Source organism: Allokutzneria sp. NRRL B-24872 (genome assembly GCF_002155965.1).
GTDB lineage: Bacteria > Actinomycetota > Actinomycetes > Mycobacteriales > Pseudonocardiaceae > Allokutzneria.
Window position 1 is genome coordinate 39,020 of record NZ_MUMH01000085.1, and the last position, 17,478, is coordinate 56,497.

4 protein-coding genes and 1 pseudogene are annotated in these 17,478 nt (G+C 70.8%); 2 read left to right on the forward strand and 3 right to left on the reverse strand.

Annotated elements, in window-relative coordinates; genetic code table 11:
- Positions 1 to 50: 50 nt before the first annotated feature.
- The 3 genes from CCN37_RS21985 to CCN37_RS21995 are packed head-to-tail and all read right to left on the reverse strand — an operon-like array spanning position 51 to position 3,450.
- Entirely contained in the window at positions 51 to 1,133 is a 1,083-nt protein-coding gene (locus tag CCN37_RS21985; RefSeq protein WP_086824106.1) for an acyltransferase, read from the reverse strand.
- Positions 1,130 to 2,284, reverse strand: coding sequence for an acyltransferase (locus tag CCN37_RS21990; protein ID WP_086824108.1), 1,155 nt, complete (start codon positions 2,282 to 2,284; stop codon positions 1,130 to 1,132). The genes CCN37_RS21985 and CCN37_RS21990 overlap by 4 nt, the downstream gene beginning before the upstream one ends.
- Positions 2,284 to 3,450, reverse strand: a complete 1,167-nt coding sequence (locus CCN37_RS21995; RefSeq protein ID WP_168200790.1) for an aromatic ring-hydroxylating dioxygenase subunit alpha — start codon at positions 3,448 to 3,450, stop codon at positions 2,284 to 2,286. Before CCN37_RS21995 ends, CCN37_RS21990 begins: the two co-directional genes overlap by 1 nt.
- Before the next feature lie 135 nt (positions 3,451 to 3,585).
- On the opposite strand from CCN37_RS21995, the gene CCN37_RS22000 reads away from it, so the two are divergent.
- Both CCN37_RS22000 and CCN37_RS22005 read left to right on the forward strand, forming a co-directional pair.
- Positions 3,586 to 8,631, forward strand: coding sequence for a type I polyketide synthase (locus tag CCN37_RS22000; protein WP_168200791.1), 5,046 nt, complete (start codon positions 3,586 to 3,588; stop codon positions 8,629 to 8,631).
- A 41-nt stretch (positions 8,632 to 8,672) separates the two neighbouring features.
- Positions 8,673 to 17,459 (forward strand): annotated as a pseudogene (locus CCN37_RS22005) (amino acid adenylation domain-containing protein); the annotation flags it as partial.
- Between the last annotated feature and the right edge of the window lie 19 nt (positions 17,460 to 17,478).

The window sequence follows — 17,478 nt, forward strand, 5'->3', positions numbered from 1 at the left end:
CGTTGAGGGTCCTGAATGACTCATTCAGGACCCTCAAGTACCTCAATGAGTCATTCAGGGAGTACGGGGGCGCGGGTGGACAGGCGCTTGCCCCAACGGATTCCGGGGCGCTCGACGAGCACGTGGGCCAGGGCGGCGACGACGAGCACGATGAGGCCCGCCAAGGCGGCGACCGGCCAGGTGGTCGGAGCGAGCAGGGTCAGGACGAGGCCGTGCGAGAGGTAGACGCCGTAGCTCACGGCGCCGAGCCGTCGAGAAGCTCGCAGACCCAACAGGCCGAACACGGAACTTCCGTTGCACACCAAGAAGAACGCCACGGCGAGCAGCACGATCTGCAGGCTCCCGGTCGGCGCGAGGAACGGGCCCGGCAGCAGGCACAGCACCACCACGGCCGAACTCAGCCGGTCCGGCACGGACAGCGGTGGGAGCGCGGCGCACACCATGCCCGCGAACAAGCTCGCGAAGCTGGCCAGGGGGAGGGCTGACATCTCGTTGGCGGGCAGGGCGAGCAGCAGCGCCAACATCACCGAAGGCATCAGCAGGCGCTTGCGGACCAGGGCGAGCAGCGGCAGCGAGAGGTAGAAGACCCATTCGAACTGCAGGGTCCACGTCACTCCGGCGACCACCGTGTGCGCGTCGGCGTAGCCGTTGATCACCGTGGTCGCGTTGCCGGAGAGGCCGAGCGCGAGCCAGCTCGCCACCTGGCCGAGCACGGTCCCCGCGGGCTGGTGCAGCTGGAACCCGGTGCGCCAGAACACGATGAGCAGCATGAACAAGATCACGACGAGGTACAGCGGGCCGATCCGGAACACACGGCCGAGCAGCATCGTGCGCCAGCGGACGGGACCGGCGATCACCTTGCGCCAGAACAGGAAGCCGGTGATCATGAAGAACAGCCAGACCGGGGCCTTGCCGAGGTGTTCGAAGAAGGCCGACTCCGGGGGCTCCCACCGGCCGGTCTCCGCGTAGCCGCGCCACACCGCGACGTGGTGCACGAACACCGCCAGCGCGAGGAAGCCGCGCAGCCCGTCGACGTGGCCGAAGCGACCGGAGGCGGGGGAGTCGAGGCGGGCGAACGCCGGGACGCTCAGCACGAGCAGCGCCCCGACGACCACCGCCGCGAAGAAGATCATCGGGCGAATCGCTTGTACAGCGGCTTCTCCACGAGCGCGTAGAGCGCGATCGGGGCGAGCAGCACCAGCGGCAGCACGACGAAGAACAGCCACATCAGCGCCTGGCCCGCGTCCTGGCCGCCGGAGGGAAGCAGCAGCTGCCTGGCGTAGGCGATGACCACGAAGTGACTCATGTACAGGGCGAACGAGCGGTCGCCGAGGTAGGTCATGACGCGACCGCGCAGGTGCGAGGGACGGCCTTCGAGGTCACGAGTGGCGAGGGTGGCCACGAGGAGCCCGGCGGGCGCGGCGTAGAACGGGCCGAAGAAGAAGATGGGCGGCAGGGCCAGCGACACCACGAGCGAGACGAACAGCAGCAGCACCGCGAGGCCGACGCGGCGGGGACGCCACAGGCCCTCGGCGACCACGCGGGCCAGCACCATGCCGAGCACGAACTCGGCGAGCCTGCTCACCGGGAACAGGTAGCCGAACCACAGCTGCCACACCGGGATCGGCATCTCGGGCGCGAGGTTGGCGCCGCCGAAGAGCAGGGCGAGGCACGGGACGGCGAGGCTGACGAGCACGGCGCCGAGCGCGCAGATCTTCAAGCGGGCGCTGGGAATCCGCTTGATCACCAGATAGAGCGCGGGGAACATCAGGTAGAAGAACAGCTCGTTGGCCAGCGACCACGCTGGGGAGTTCGCCGAGGAGATGTAGGCGGGGTTGGGCACCCACGCGTGCACCAGGAACAGGTTGGCGACGCTGGCGTCCCACCGCACCGGCCCGGGCGTGGTGCCGACCATCTGGGCCTTGGCGCCGAAGGTGACCAGGAAGCCCATGGCCAGCGCCCACATCACCACGTGGTTCGGGAAGATCTTGACGAGCCTGCGCCGCCAGAACTTGCGCGCGGTGTCCCCGACCGCCGAGCGCGCCGACCAGGTCAGCACGAAACCGCTCAGCACGAAGAAGATCGACACCGCCGAGGTGGCCAGCGGGATGGTGGCGCCGAAGGCGATCTGGAGGTTCGTGTCGGAGAAGATCACCTGCGTGGACACCAGGTGCACCAGCGCGACCGCGAGCGCGGCGTAGAAGCGCACCCCGGTCAGCGACGGCAGCCGGTTCTCGGTGACGGGCGCGGGGCTCAGCCCTGCCGGAGAGGTGGTCGTGGTCATCAGGGGGTTTCCTGTCTGAACTGGCTGGGGCTGAGGCCGTCTCCGCCGGAGACCATGTCCTCGCAGACCCGGTGGAAGTGGGTGATCAGGCACTCGCGCTCGCTGAGGACGTTCCTGCGGTAGGCCGAGGACCTGGCCACGGCGGCGACGTCGGTCCACTCCTCGACGTCCTGGGCGACGATGCTCTTGTAGAGCTCCCAGGACATCTCGACGTAGTCCAGGTACTCCTCGTCGTCGCTGGCGTACTGCAGCTCCCACGCCTCGAAACGCGTCCTGTTCACCGACAGCGGGACGGCGCGGAAGACCTGGGTGTGCAGGTGGGTGCTGTTCACCACGGTGGTCGGGAACAGCACGTAGTTGCAGGTGGCGAGCCGGTTGTGGTCCAGGGTCTCGCGCAGTTCCTCCAGCACGCCCATCACCGGGACGACCATCATCCCGTTGCGGCCGAACACGTCGATGGTGGAGTGCCGCGCGTCCTTGACGTCGGTGGAGGGCACCTCGTGCAGCGCCTGGGCGTGGTAGTACTCGCTGAAGGCGTCGACGCAGACCTTCCAGTTGACCTCGACCTCCCACTCGACCTTCTCGGCCAGGCGCATGTCCTGCATGCGGAAGGCGCCGAGGTCGTCGGCGATCTCCTTGCCCAGCCAGTCCTCCAGCGACCCCGCGACACCGGGCCCGGCGAGCACCGCCCACACCCAGCCGCCCCACTCGGCGAGGTCGAGGCCCGGCGCGCACAGCCCCTTCAGCAGCTCCTTGCCGAAGTCGGGGCGGTCGGGCACGCCGCGCACGTTCCCGTCGACGTCGTAGGCCCAGTTGTGCCAGCGGCAGGTGAAGCGCTTGGCGCCCGATCCGCTCTCGCGCACGATGCGCGCGCCCCGGTGCTGGCAGACGTTGTGGAAGCCGGACAGGCCACCGTCCTCGCGCCTGGTGATCACGACGCTCTCGCCGTGGCCCTCCCACACGTGGTGATCGCCGGGGTTGGCGAGCTGGTCCGAGCGGCAGATCAGCTGCCAACTGCGGTTGAGCACGCGCTCGCGCTCCAGCTCGTAGCGCGCGGGGTCGCGGTAGACCTCGGCGTCCAGCTCGGCGGGGCCGATGGGCGGCGCGGCGGGCACCCCCGGCCCGAAGCGGGCGGGCAGGTCACCACGAGTGGGGCGGAAAACCACGGTCGACCTCCAGCGACGGTTGCGTCCAGTGCGCAGCATCTCCGCGCGCGGCGCGGTGTCACCAGGCAGAACCGGCGGCGGATTCGGCTTCCGCCAGCGGTTCTGCCTGGTCCGCGCCACCGGCGGCCCCCGAGCATGGCGAGGGTGAGCGCTGAGGAGAGGCTGCGCGGCTATCTCAAGCGCGTGACCGGGGAACTGCTGGACACGCGCAAGCGTCTTGAGGCCGCCGAGAACGACGAGCCGATCGCGATCGTGGGCATGGCCTGCCGCTTCCCCGGCGGGGTCGACTCGCCCGAGCAGCTGTGGGAGCTGGTGCTGCGCGGCGGCACCGGCATCACCGACGGCCCGGCCGATCGCGGCTGGCCCACGGGCAACGGCGTGCTGCGCGGGGGTTTCCTGCACGACGCCGCCGACTTCGACGCCGAGTTCTTCGAGATCTCCCCGCGCGAGGCCATCGCGATGGACCCGCAGCACCGGTTGCTGCTGGAGTCCGCGTGGGAGGCGTTGGAGCGCGCCGGGATCGCCGCCGACGACCTGCGCGGCACCGACACCGGTGTCTACATCGGCATGATGGCGGGCGACTACGCCAGCCGCTTCGGCCACGCGGGCTTCGAAGGTTTCTTCCTCAACGGCAACGGCGGCAGCATCGCCTCCGGCCGGATCGCCTACGCGCTCGGTCTGCACGGTCCCGCCGTCACCGTGGACACCGCGTGCTCCTCGACCCTGGTGGCACTGCACGACGCCTGCCGCGCGCTCCGCCGCCAGGAGTGCTCGACCGCACTGGTCGGCGGCGTGTCGGTGATGTCGACGCCCGCGCTGCTGGAGGAGTTCAGCCGCCAGGGCGGGCTCGCCGAGGACGGGCACTGCAAGCCCTTCGCCGCCGCGGCCGACGGGACCTCCTTCTCCGAGGGCGTCGCCATGGTTGTGGTGCAACGACTTTCCGACGCGGTCAAGGCCGGGCGCGAGGTGCTGGCGGTCGTCACGGGCTCGGCGGTGAACTCCGACGGCGCCTCCAACGGCCTCACCGCGCCCAACGGCGCCGCGCAGGAGCAGGTCATCCGCAGCGCGCTCGCCTCGGCCCGGCTCACCCCGGACCAGGTGGACGTCGTCGAGGCGCACGGGACCGGGACCACGCTCGGCGATCCGATCGAGGCCAGGGCGCTGCTGGCGACCTACGGCGCGCGCCGTCGTGACGGACGGCCGCTGCTGCTGGGCTCGGTGAAGTCCAACATCGGCCACACCCAGTCGGCGGCGGGCCTGGCCGGAGTGATCAAGATGGTGCTCGCGCTGCGCGCCGGGATCGCTCCGCCGACGCTCGGGATCGACGCGCCCAGCCCGCACGTCGACTGGTCCAGCGGTGCGGTGCGCCTGCTGACCGAGGCGGTCGCGTGGCCCGCCGGTGACGAACCCCGCCGTGCCGCCGTGTCCTCGTTCAGCCTCAGCGGTACCAACGCCCACGTGGTACTCGAACACACCCCTGTGCCCGCCGCGGACGCAGAACCGGCGCACGCCGAAGTCCCGATCGTCGTGTCGGCAAAGAGCGCGGCAGCGCTGCGCGCGAGTGCCGCGCGGCTTCTGTCCTTTGTGGACAAGCCGGTGGACGTGGGTTTCTCGCTGGCCAGCGGAAGGTCCGCGCTGCGGCACCGCGCGGTGATCGCGGGCGGCGTGCTGCGCGACGGGCTCGCGGCGCTGGCCAACGGTGAGACGGCGTCCAATCTGGTTCTGGGTACCGCCGCCAGCCGCAAGCCCGGCGCGGTGTTCGTCTTCCCCGGGCAAGGTCACCAGTGGGCCGGGATGGGTGCGGCTCTGCTGACGGAGTCCCGGGTGTTCGCGGCCAAGGTCCGCGAGTGCGACGAGGCCTTCCTGCCGCACCTGGGCTGGTCGGTCACCGAGGTGCTGCGCGGCTCGCGCGGTCTCGACGGCGACGAGGTCGTGCAGCCCGTGCTGTTCACGATGATGGTTGCCCTCGCAGAGGTGTGGCGTGCGCACGGAGTGCTGCCCAGCGCCGTCGTGGGGCACAGCCAGGGCGAGATCGCGGCGGCGCACGTGGCGGGCGCACTGTCCCTTGTGGACGCCGCACGCATGGTCGCCGCGCGCAGCCGGTTGATCCAGCAGCGCCTCACCGGGCGCGGCGGGATGTTGTCCGTGGCGCGCCCGGCCGACGAAGTGACTGAGCTGATTTCTCCTTGGGGCGACAAGCTTTCCGTGTCCGCCCTCAACGGCCCGTCATCGACGGCGGTCTCCGGGGAGCTCGCCGTGCTCGCCGAACTGGAGGCGGCCTGCGAGGCGTCCGGCACGCGGACGCGCAAGATCGACATCGGCTACGCGGCGCACTCGCCCCAGGTCGACGCCGTGGAAGCGGAGATGCGCGCGGCCATCGGCGTGATCGAGCCCGGCGAGCTGAGCGTCCCGTTCTGTTCGACCGCCACCCAGGAGGCGGACTTCTCCCAGGACTACTGGTGGGCGAACATGCGCCAGCCCGTCGACTTCGTGGGCGCGGTGGCGAGGTTGGTCGCGGACGGCCACCACACGTTCGTCGAGTGCAGCGCGCACCCCGTGCTCACCTACGGCATCGACGAGCTGGACGAAACCCGGGTCACCGGCACGTTGCGCCGGGAGGACGGCGGGCTCGCGCGTTTCCACAGGTCGCTCGCTGAGCTGTACGTGCGTGGCCTGCCCGTCAACTGGTCCGTCGCCTTCGCGGGCAGCGGTGCGCGAAGGGTCGACCTGCCGACGTATCCCTTTCAACGCAAACGTTTCTGGCTCGACGCGAGTGCGGCCCCCGGCGATGTGCGCGCGGTCGGCCTGACGCCGTCGGAGCATCCTGTGCTCGGCGCCGTCGTGGACCGGGCAGACGGCGACCTGGTGCTCCTCGGCAGGCTTTCCACGGCAACGCATCCGTGGCTGGCCGATCACGCGGTGGCCGGGACCGTGCTCGTGCCCGGCACCGCGCTCGTGGAGATGGCCGCTGCCGCTGGCGCGCGTAGCGGGTTGGGCGCGGTGGAGGAGCTGACCCTGCACGCACCGCTTGTGCTGCAAGGTGATGTGGCCCTACAGGTGCTCGTGCGTGATCATCGGGTGGAGCTGTACTCGCGGCCTGCCGAGACCGACGAGCCCTGGGCGAAGCACGCGACGGGTACCTTGGCCGTGGCAGAGCCGCAGGAGGATGATCTCCGTGCGTGGCCGCCGCAAGGTGCTGAAGCGGTCGACGTCGCCGACGCCTACACGCGGCTGGCGGACCTCGGGTACCAATACGGTCCGGCGTTCCAGGGCCTGCGTGCCGCGTGGACTCGCGGGAACGAGGTCTTCGCGCAGGTCGAAGCGCCCCCAGCAGCCGGTTTCGCGCTGCACCCCGCCGCGCTCGACGCCTCGCTGCACGCGTTGCTGGTGACCGGCGGCGAGGTGCGCCCACAGCTTCCCTTTGCGTGGCAAGGTGTTTCGTTCCAAGGGACCCCGGGCGAGGGGCCGTTGCGCGTGCGGATCACCCGGCGCGGTGAGGACGAGATCGCGCTGCTGGTCGCCGATTCCACTGGCACGGCGGTCGCGTCGGTCACCTCGCTGGTCACCCGGCCGATGCGGCTCGGTGTGGGTGACGCGCTCTTCCGCCTTGAATGGCAGGAGTCCACGGCTCAGGTTTCGTTGGAGGGACTGGAGTTCGTCGCGATCGACACCTCCGTTGACCTCCGGGCCGTGCTCGCCGACGCGTTGGCGCGCGTGCAGGAGTGGATCTCCGGAGACCACGCGGAGCGCCTGGTGGTCATGGCGCCGAGCGTGGACCCCGTCGGGGCGGCGGTGTGGGGGCTCGTGCGCTCGGCGCAGTCGGAGCACCCGGGCCGTTTCGTGCTGTTGGACAGCGACGCCGGAGCCGTGGCGCTTCCCGTCGGCGAGCCGCAGGTGTTGGTGCGCAAAGGAGTCACGCACGTCGCGCGCCTCGCTCCGGTGCGACCCACGACGACGAGCCCCGAACCCGTCGAGAGCGTGCTGATCACCGGCGGGCTCGGCGCGCTCGGCTCGACGATGGCGAAGCACCTCGTGGCTGAGCGCGCTACCAAGCGCGTGGTGCTCCTCGGCCGTCGCGGAGCGGACACGCCGGGCGCGGCCGAACTCGTCGCTGAGCTGGGCGCGGAGGTCGCGGTGGTGACGTGCGACGCCGCCGACCGCGACGCGCTCGCGAAAGTCCTCGCGGATCACCCGGTCACGACGGTGATCCACGCGGCCGGTGTGTTGGACGATGGCGTGATCACCGACCAGAGCCCGGAGCGGCTTGAGCGTGTCCTGAAGTCCAAGGTGGACATTGCGATCAACTTGCACGAACTCGCACCCGACGCCGACCTGGTGCTGTTCTCCTCGCTCTCCGGAGTGCTCGGCGGCGCTGGCCAAGCCGGGTACGCGGCGGCCAACGCGTTCCTGGACGCGCTCGCGAAGCATCGGCGCGCCAACGGTCAGCGGGGGCAATCGCTTGCCTGGGGCTCGTGGAGCGGTGGGCTCGCCAGCGGAGTCCAGGAACGGCTCGCGTCGGCGGGACTGCTGCCGCTGAGCGACGCCGAGGGAACCGCGCTGTTCGACCTGGCGTCCACTGTGGACGAAGCGGCCCTCGTTCCCGCTCGCCTCAACATGTCCGTGCTCCGCGCGGTCGCGGCCAACGACGAGTTGCCGCCGGTGCTGAGCGGCCTGGTGCGCGTCCAACGGCACGAGCCCGAGCGGTCGGTGGAGCTGGCCGGGCTGAGCGAGCAGGACCAGCTGGCGGTGTTGCTGGACCTGGTCGGCGCGCGCGTCGCGTCGGTGCTCGGCCACACCTCCGAGGTGGTCGAACCGGATCGCCCGTTCAAGGAACTCGGTTTCGACTCGCTCACGGCGGTCGAACTGCGCAACCGGATCAGCACCGCGACCGGGCTGAAACTGCCCGCGACGCTGGTCTTCGACTACCCGACGCCCGAGGTGCTGGCCGCGCACCTGCGCGCGGAACTGGTCACCGAACCCGCCGCTGCGGCGGACGCGGTGGGCTCGACCGTGGCGCACCTGCGTTCGGTCGCCGGCGGCTTGGACGAGGCCGAGCGCGCCGACCTGGCGCGGCGGCTGCGGGACCTGGCGCGCGAGTGGACCCCCGCGACCAGCACGGTCGCCACCGGCAGCGCCGACGAGATCTTCGCCCTGCTCGACGAACAGCTTGAGATGAACTGAAGGTGGGAAACGGGATGGACACGTCTCCGGAGCAGCTCGTCGAGGCGTTGCGGGCGTCGCTGATCGAGAACGACCGCCTGCGCAGGCGGACCGAGGAGCTGACCGCCGCCTCCGCCGAGCCGATCGCGATCGTGGGCCTGGCCTGCCGGATGCCGGGCGGGGTCAGCGATCCCGAGGGCTTCTGGCGCCTGATGGCCGACGGCGTCGATGCGATCACCCCAACGCCCGGTGACCGGGGTTGGTCCGAGGACGGCCTGGACGACCAGATCACCGTGCGCGAAGGCGGTTTCATCGACGACATCGCCGGGTTCGACGCCGCGTTCTTCGGGATCTCCCCGCGCGAGGCGCTGACCCTGGACCCGCAGCACCGGCTGCTGCTGGAGTGCGCGTGGGAGTCGCTGGAGAACGCCGGTGTGGACCCGAAGTCGCTCGCGGGCAGCCAGTCCGGCGTCTACATGGGCCTGGCGTACAACGAATACCTCGGCAACGGCAGCGCGGGCAGTATGGCGGCCGGGCGGATCTCCTACACGCTCGGCCTCGAAGGCCCGGCGATGACGCTGGAGACCGCGTGCTCGTCGTCGCTGGTCGCGCTGCACACGGCAGTGACCGCGCTGCGGCAGCGCGAGTGCTCGCTGGCGCTCGCGGGCGGGGCGACGGTGATGATCACGCGCCGGGTGCTCGTCGAGCTGACCCGGCAGGGCGTGCTCTCCGACGACGGTCGCTGCAAGCCGTTCGCGGCCACCGCGGACGGCATCGGCTGGTCCGAGGGCGCGGGCATCGTCGTGCTGGAGCGCCTGTCCGACGCGCGCCGCCTCGGCCACCGGGTGCTCGCCGTCGTGCGCGGCTCCGCGGTCAACCAGGACGGCGCGAGCAGCGGGTTCGCTGCTCCCAACGGCCCGTCGCAGCAGCGCGTGATCCGCGCGGCCTTGGCCAACGCTGGCCTGAGCACCGGTGACGTGGACGTGGTCGAGGCGCACGGAACCGGCACCAAGCTCGGCGACCCCATTGAGGCGCAAGCACTTCTGGCCACCTACGGGGCGGGGGAGCGGACGCCGCTGCTGCTGGGCTCGGTGAAGTCCAACATCGGGCACGCGCAGGCCGCCGCCGGTGTGGCCGGAGTGATCAAGATGGTGCTCGCGCTCAGCAAGGGCACCGTGCCCGCGACCGTGCACCTGGATGCGCGGACCCCGCACGTGGACTGGTCGGCGGGCGCGATCGAGCTGGTGGACAAGAACAGGGCGTGGCCCGAGGTCGACCGCCCCCGGCGCGCTGCTGTGTCCTCGTTCGGCATGAGCGGTACCAACGCCCACGTGGTACTGGAGCAGGCGCCAGCGGAGGAGCCCGTCGAGGCCGAGCCGGTGAACGGCCCGCTCGCCTGGCCGCTGTCCGGCCGCTCCGCGGCAGCCCTGCGCGCTCAGGCCGCGAAGCTGCTGGCGCACGTGGAGGAGACGGACGCGCCGCTCGACTCGGTGGCCCGCGCCCTCGCCTCGCGCACGGTCTTCGAGAACCGCGCGGCCGTCGTCGGCGAGACTCGCGAAGAGCTGCTTTCCGGGCTGAAGTCCTTGGCGGACAACGAGGACTCGGCTGGCGTGGTGCATGGTCGCGCACGCACCACCGGCCGCACGGTTTTCGTCTTCCCCGGCCAGGGCTCGCAGTGGGCGGGCATGGGCGCGGACCTGCTCGACACCGAATCCGTGTTCGCCGAAGAGATGGCCCGCTGCGACGAGGCGTTCCGCGAGCACGTCGACTTCTCGGTACTTGACGTCATCCGTCAAGTAGACGGTACCCCCGGTCTGGACCGCATCGACGTGGTGCAGCCGACGCTGTTCTCGGTTGCGGTCTCGCTCGCGGCGCTGTGGCGCTCCAACGGCGTCGAGCCGGGCGCCGTGGTCGGCCAGAGCCAGGGGGAGATCGCCGCCGCATACGTCGCGGGCGCGCTCAGCCTGGCCGACGCCGCGCGCGTGATCGCCTTGCGCAGCCAGGAACTCGTGGAGCTGCTGGCCGGACGTGGAAGTCTCGTCGCGATCGAGGCGGCCGGTGCCGCGCTGACCGAGCTGCTGGAGCCGTGGGGCGGAAGGCTGACCGTGGCCGGGGTCAACAGCCCGGTGTCCTCGGTGGTGGCCGGGGACGACGACGCCGTGGACGAGCTGCTCGCGCGCTGCGAGGCGGACGGTACCCGGGCCCGAAAGGTACCGGCCTCCGTCGCCACTCACTCTCCGCAGGTAGACGACTTGCGTGAGCGCCTGATGAGCGAGCTGGAGCCCGTTCGCCCGCAGCACGCTCCGGTGCGCGTGTTCTCCACAGTGACCGGTGACTGGCTCGACGGCGAAGCCATGGACGCCGGGTACTGGTTCGAGAACATGCGGCGCCCGGTGCTGCTGGCCGCCTCGCTGACCGCGCTCGCGGAGCAGGGCTTCGACTCCTTCGTCGAGGTCAGCCCGCATCCCGTGCTGCCGCGCGAGGTCCAGGACAACCTGGAGCCGACTGGGCGGCCCTTCTGCTCGATCGGCACGCTGCGGCGCGGCCACGGCGACCGCCGTCGCGTGCTGACCTCGCTGGGCGAGGCGTTCGTCGCGGGAGTCGGTCTCAACTGGAACTCGGTCCTGCCGAGCGGCCCGGTCGTGGACCTGCCGACCTACGCCTTCCAGCGCCAGCGCTACTGGATGAACACCGGCACCTCGGGCTCCGGCGAGGGTGATTCCCTTGAGGCGCACCTGCCGCAGAGCACGGTTGACGCCGATCACGTCGACCTGCTCGGCGCGGAGGACCCGAGTGCCGCCGCGCTCGACCTGGTCCGCCGCGTGGTGGCGGGCGTGCTCGGGCACGCCTCCGCCGAGGAGATCGACCCCGCCGCGAAGTTCCTCGAACTCGGCATGGACTCGCTGACCGCGCTGGAGGTGCGCAACCGGCTCAACCGCGCGACCGGGATGACCCTGCTGGTGAGCATGGTCTTCGACCACCCGACGCCGACCGAGCTGGCTGAGTGCGTGCTCGCGGAGTGCGCCAGCGGCGGGAGCAACGGTCCGGACGCGAACCAGGAGCTGCTGGCCATCGCCGCGCGCCGCCGCGCCGAGAACATCCGCGTGCCGCTCTCCTTCGCGCAGCAGCGGTTGTGGTCGGTGGACCAGATGGTTCCCGGTAGCCCGGCCTACAACATGTCGATGTCGGTCGTCCTGTACGGACCGTTGCAGCCGCAGGCGATGGAGCAGGCGGTCAACGAACTCGTCCGCAGGCACGAGATCCTGCGCACGACCTTCCCGAGCGTCGAAGGCGTTCCGTGGCAGGACATCGCGCCCGAGCTGGCCATGACGGTTCCCGTGATCGACATGGAGCACCTGCCGGAGGGCGAGCGCGAGCAGGAGTGCGAGCGCCTGGTGAAGGCCGCCGCGCGCGACCCGTTCGACCTCGCGACCGGTCCGCTGATGCGCGTGACCCTCTACCGCTTCGGCGCGGACGAGCACCGGATGCTGTTCACGATGCACCACATCGTCGCGGACGCGTGGTCCGGCGGCGTGTTCGGCGCCGAGCTGGCCGCCTCCTACGACGCCTTCGCCAACGGCCGCAAGCCGGAGCTGCCCGAGCTTCCCGTGCAGTACGCGGACTACACGCTGTGGGAGCGCGAGCGCCTGGACGGCGACACGCTCACCGAGCGCGTCGGCAGCATGCGGGAGTTGTTGGGCGCCACGGGTACCGGCGTCGAGCTGCTGCCCGACCGGCCGCGCCCGGCGTTGCAGGAGTTCCGCGGCGCGAGCACGAGCTTCGAGGTCGGCGCGGAGCTGCTGGCCCGGCTGCGCGCGTTCAGCAACGACCGCGGCGTCACGCTGTTCACCACCGTGCTGTCGGCGTTGAAGGTCGTGCTCTACCGCTACGCCGGGGACACGCAGGGCAGCGGTGACGTGGTGGTCGGCACGCTGATGGCCAACCGGCAGCACGAGGCCGTGCAGGGGCTGATCGGCTTCTTCGTCAACACGATGGTGCTCAAGACCAGCCTGGGCGACGACCCCTCGGTGGCCGAGCTGATCAAGCGCGTGGACACCGTGGTCAAGCGCGCTGCCGACCACCAGGACGTGCCGTTCGACGCGGTGGTCTCCGAGCTGGCGCCCGAGCGCGCGCTGACCGCGACGCCACTGTTCCAGGTGCTCTTCGACATGAAGCGGCACAAGATCGACCAGCTCCAGATCCCGGTCGCCGACGGCGAGGACTCGCCGTTCTCCGACATCAGCGAGGTGCACACCGACACCAGCAAGTTCGACGTCGAGATCTCGGTGACCGAGAACCCCGACTCGCTGCTGGTGGACGCGGAGTACAACAGCGACATCTTCGACCGCGAGACCATCGAGCGCGTTTTCGCTGGCTACCAGGTGCTTCTGGAGGCTTTCGCGGCCGATCTGGAGCGCAGTGTCTCGGAGTTGCCGGTACTGCCCGCCGCCACTGAGGAGAAGATCCTCCGCGAGTGGAACGCCACCGACGTGCAGTGGCCGGAGCACCGCTGGCGCCCCTTGCACACGCTTATCGAGGACACCGTTGACGCGACTCCGGACGCGGTCGCGCTGCGCTTCGAGGGCCAGGACGTCACCTTCGCCGAGCTGGACCTCCGGGCCAACCGGCTCGCGCACCGCTTGCTGCGCATGGGAATCACGGCAGGGCAGCCCGTCGGCGTCTGCGTGCAGCGCTCGCCGGAGATGGTGGTCGGCCTGCTCGGCGTCCTCAAGGCAGGTGGTGCCTACCTGCCGATCGACCCGACCTATCCGAAGCAGCGCGTCGCGTTCATGCTCGCCGACGCCGAGCCCACGATCCTGTTGACGCAGCAGACGCTCGTCGACGACCTGCCGGAGCACGGCGCGGTCGTCGTCGCGCTGGACGGCGCGGGAGAGTTCGACGCCGAGCCGGACACGCGCCCCGGCGTCGCGGTCGGCATGGACGACATCGCGTACATGATCTACACCTCCGGTTCGACCGGGCAGCCCAAGGCAGCGATGAACGCCCACCGCGCCGTGGTGAACCGGCTGCTGTGGATGCAGGAGCACTTCGGCCTCACCGCCGGGGACCGAGTACTGCAAAAGACTCCGTTTAGTTTCGACGTGTCGGTGTGGGAGTTCTTCTGGCCGCTGATCACCGGCGCGCGCATGGTGATCGCCAAGCCGGAGGGCCACAAGGACCCCGAGTACCTGTCGACGCTCATCCAGGAGCAGGGCGTCACCACGCTGCACTTCGTCCCGCCGATGCTGCGCGTGTTCCTCCAGCACCCCGGCGTCGGCAACTGCGAGTCGATCACGCGGGTGATCTCCAGCGGCGAAGCGCTCCCGCAGACCTCGGTGCGCGCGCTCTACGCGACGCTGCCGGGAGCGGCGCTGCACAACCTGTGGGGTGTCACGGAGTCCAGCGTGGACAGCACGGCGTGGGAGTGCCCGCGCGACACCACATCGGCGCTGGTGCCAATTGGAACTCCGATCGCGAACACCCGCATCCACATCCTCGACCAGCACCGGAACCCGGTTCCAATTGGTACTCCGGGTGAGGCGTACATCGGCGGGATCGGCGTGGGCAGCGGCTACTACCGCCGCCCCGAGCTGACCGAGCAGCGCTTCGTGCCCGACCCGTTCAGCACTGATCCCTTCAACGACGGGCCCGGCGCGACGCTCTACCGCACCGGCGACCTCGCCCGCTACCAGCCGGACGGCACGATCGTCTTCCTCGGCCGCACCGACTTCCAGGTCAAGGTGCGCGGGCTGCGCATCGAGCCCGGCGAGATCGAGGCGGCGCTGGCCGAGCACGACGCCGTGCGCGACGTGGTCGTGCTCGCGCGCTCGCTGACCCAGGACGCCGAGGACAAGCAGCTCGTCGCCTACGTCGTGCCCGAGCCCGGCGCCATGGCCCCCTCCTCCAGCGAGGAGAGCCGCGTCTCGGAGTGGCAGGACCTGTTCGACCAGAACTACCGCTCCGGCGGTTCCGGCGGCGCCGCGGACTTCAACATCGTCGGCTGGAACAGCAGCTACACCGACGAACCGCTGCCCGCCGAGGAGATGCGCGTCTGGGTCGAGTCCACTGTGGACAGGATCAGGGCGACGCGGCCGCGCTCCGTGCTGGAGATCGGCAGCGGCACCGGACTGCTGCTCGCGCGGATCGCCCCGGACACCGAGCGCTACTGGGGCACCGACATCTCCGCGACCGCGCTGGACTACGTGCGCGACGCGGTGGTGCCGACGCTGCCCTCCGGCGTGGACGTGCAGCTCTTCCAGCGCGACGCCAACGACTTCTCCGGCATCGCGGGGGAGCGGTTCGACGCCGTGGTGATCAACTCCGTCGCGCAGTACTTCCCAGGTCCGGACTACTTGACGGACGTCGTCAAGCAGGCGATCGCGTGCCTGGTACCCGGTGGCACGCTGTTCCTCGGCGACCTGCGCGGCCTCGCCCTGCTGAACACCTTCCACGTCGAGGTCGAGCTGGCCCGCGCCGAACCCGGCCTGACCGTCGGGGCGCTGCGCGACCGCGTGCACCAGCGCGCCGCGCAGGAGCAGGAGCTGGTGATCGCGCCCGAGTACTTCACCGCTCTGCGCGCGGAGGTCCCGGAGATCAGCCGCGTCGAGGTCATGCTCAAGCGCGGTGACCACCACAACGAGCTGACCCGCTACCGCTACGACGTCGCCGTGCACGTGGGCGGGGCGCCCGCGACGCCGGTCGAGCCGGTGCCGTGGACCTCGCTGGAGGACGTGCGTCACGTGCTCACCGAGCAGCGCCCTGAGGTGCTGCGCGTTGACGGCGTGCCCAACGCGCGCGTCGCGTCGATCAACGCTGCCCTGGCTGAGCTGGCCGAAGCCGCCGCCGACGCTCCGGTGCGGACATCGGTGACCACCGGGGGCGTCGAGCCCGAGGCGTGGTGGCAGCTGGCCGACGACCTCGGCTACACCGCCGACGTGTCGTGGCAGGGCGGTGCCACCGATGGCTCCTACCGAGTCGTCCTGCGCCGTGAAGGCAGCGCGCGCCTGGTCGACTGGGCCGATCCCGTCGAGCCGGGCAAGGCGCACACCAACAACCCGCGCCTGCTCGAACTGAGCCGCTGGCTCAGCACCGACGTCCCGCGTTTCCTGAGGGACAGCATCCCCGAGTTCATGGTGCCCACCGCGGTCGTCGCGGTGGCGGAGTTCCCCGTGAGCGCCAACGGGAAGCTCGACCGCGACGCGCTCCCGCTCCCACTGCGCGGAGCCGCGCCAACGGGCGAGGTCCTGGCCCCGCGCACCGACGTGGAGCGGCGCCTGGCGGAGGTCTGGCGCGACGTGCTCGGCATCGAGGAGATCAGCGTCGACCGCGGCTTCTTCGAGCTGGGCGGTGACTCGCTGCTCGGCATCCAGATGGTCAGCCGCGCCAACGCCAGGGGCATGGTGCTCAGCCCGCAGGACGTCTTCCAGAGCCGCACGATCGCGGCACTGGCGGCGCTCGTCGAGGCACGCGGTCCCGCGCGAAACGCCGTCGCTGTGGAACGGGACGCGGAATTGGTGGAGTGGGCGCGCACGCACCACGCCGACGCTGAGGACGCCTACCCGGCGACCGGCATGCAACAGCGCGCGCTGGACAGCATCCTCCGCGAGCCGGGCTCCGGTGTTTACGTTGTGCACCAACGCTTCCGATTTGCCGACCAGGGCTTGGACCCGGTGGCGCTCGAACGCGCCTGGCAGTACACGGCGCGGCGCTACCCGACGCTGCGCACGGCCTACGTCCGCGAGGACGGCGGACGCTGGATTCAGGTGGTCCGCACGGACGTTGAGCCGCGCATCGACATGCGTGACTTCCGCGCGGTGCAGCCCGTCGAGCAGGAGCGGCGGATCGGCGCCTACATCGAAGCCGAGCGCCGCAAGGGATTCGACGGCTCCGCGCCGCAGCTGCGGCTGGCGTTGTTCCGCACGGACGAGGACACCTACGACTACGTCCACATGTTCACGCTGCCCTCGCAGGACGGGTGGAGCTACCAGATCCTGGTGACGACGCTGCTCGACGCCTACCAGCTCTACGCCTCCGGCCGGGAGCCCGCCGCGCTGCCGCCCGCGACGGCCTTCGGCGACTTCTGCGTGGAGCAGAGCCAGCGCGACATGACCGCCGCCGAGGAGTTCTGGCGGCAGGAACTGGCTTTCCCCGCGCCGTCGATCACCTCGCCCGGGACGGCCGACATCTCCACGCCGATCTTCCAGGAGACGGCGGTCATCGCGCCGGAGACCGCCGTCGCGCTGGCCGACCTGGCACGGGCGCACGGGCTGAGTGTGAACACGCTGGCGCACGGAGCCTGGGCACTGCTGCTCAGCACGATCACCGGCTCGGACCGGGTGGTGTGCGGCACGATCTTCTCCGGTCGCGGCACGACCTCGGTCGATGTCGACCAGGCGGTGGGGCTGCTGTTCAACATCCTGCCAGTCGCTGTCACCGTGGACCGGACGCAGCGGCTGCTGCCGTGGCTGGCGGCGTTGCAGGACAAGATCTCCGCGATCACCGAGCACGAGTACCTGCCGCAGGCCCGGCTGCACGAACTCGCCGGGGCACCGCAGGACGCTCCGCTGGTGGAGAGCTACCTGGTCAGCGAGTCCGTTCCGGGCATGGCTTCCAACCTCGGCCGGTTCTTCTCCGTGCTCGGCGCGTTCCCGTTGCAGTTCCTCGCCCAGACCGAGCACCCGCTGCGCGTGGAGGTCGTGCTGGCCGGCGAGATCATGCACCTCAACCTCAACCACCGCGCCGGGCGCTTCCCGGACGGCGCGGTGGCCGGGTGGCTCGCGGAGTTCGTGCGCCTGCTCGAAGCCGTCGCCGCCGACCCGCGCCGCCCGCTCGGCGAACTCCTTCCCTGACAGCACTTCCCGACCCGGA

Bases quoted from the DNA above. Each gene is read 5' to 3' on its own strand.
- CCN37_RS21985 (WP_086824106.1), bottom strand. From the start codon at position 1,133: ATGATCTTCTTCGCGGCGGTGGTCGTCGGGGCGCTGCTCGTGCTGAGC.
- CCN37_RS21990 (WP_086824108.1), bottom strand. From the start codon at position 2,284: ATGACCACGACCACCTCTCCGGCAGGGCTGAGCCCCGCGCCCGTCACC.
- CCN37_RS22000 (WP_168200791.1), top strand. From the start codon at position 3,586: ATGGCGAGGGTGAGCGCTGAGGAGAGGCTGCGCGGCTATCTCAAGCGC.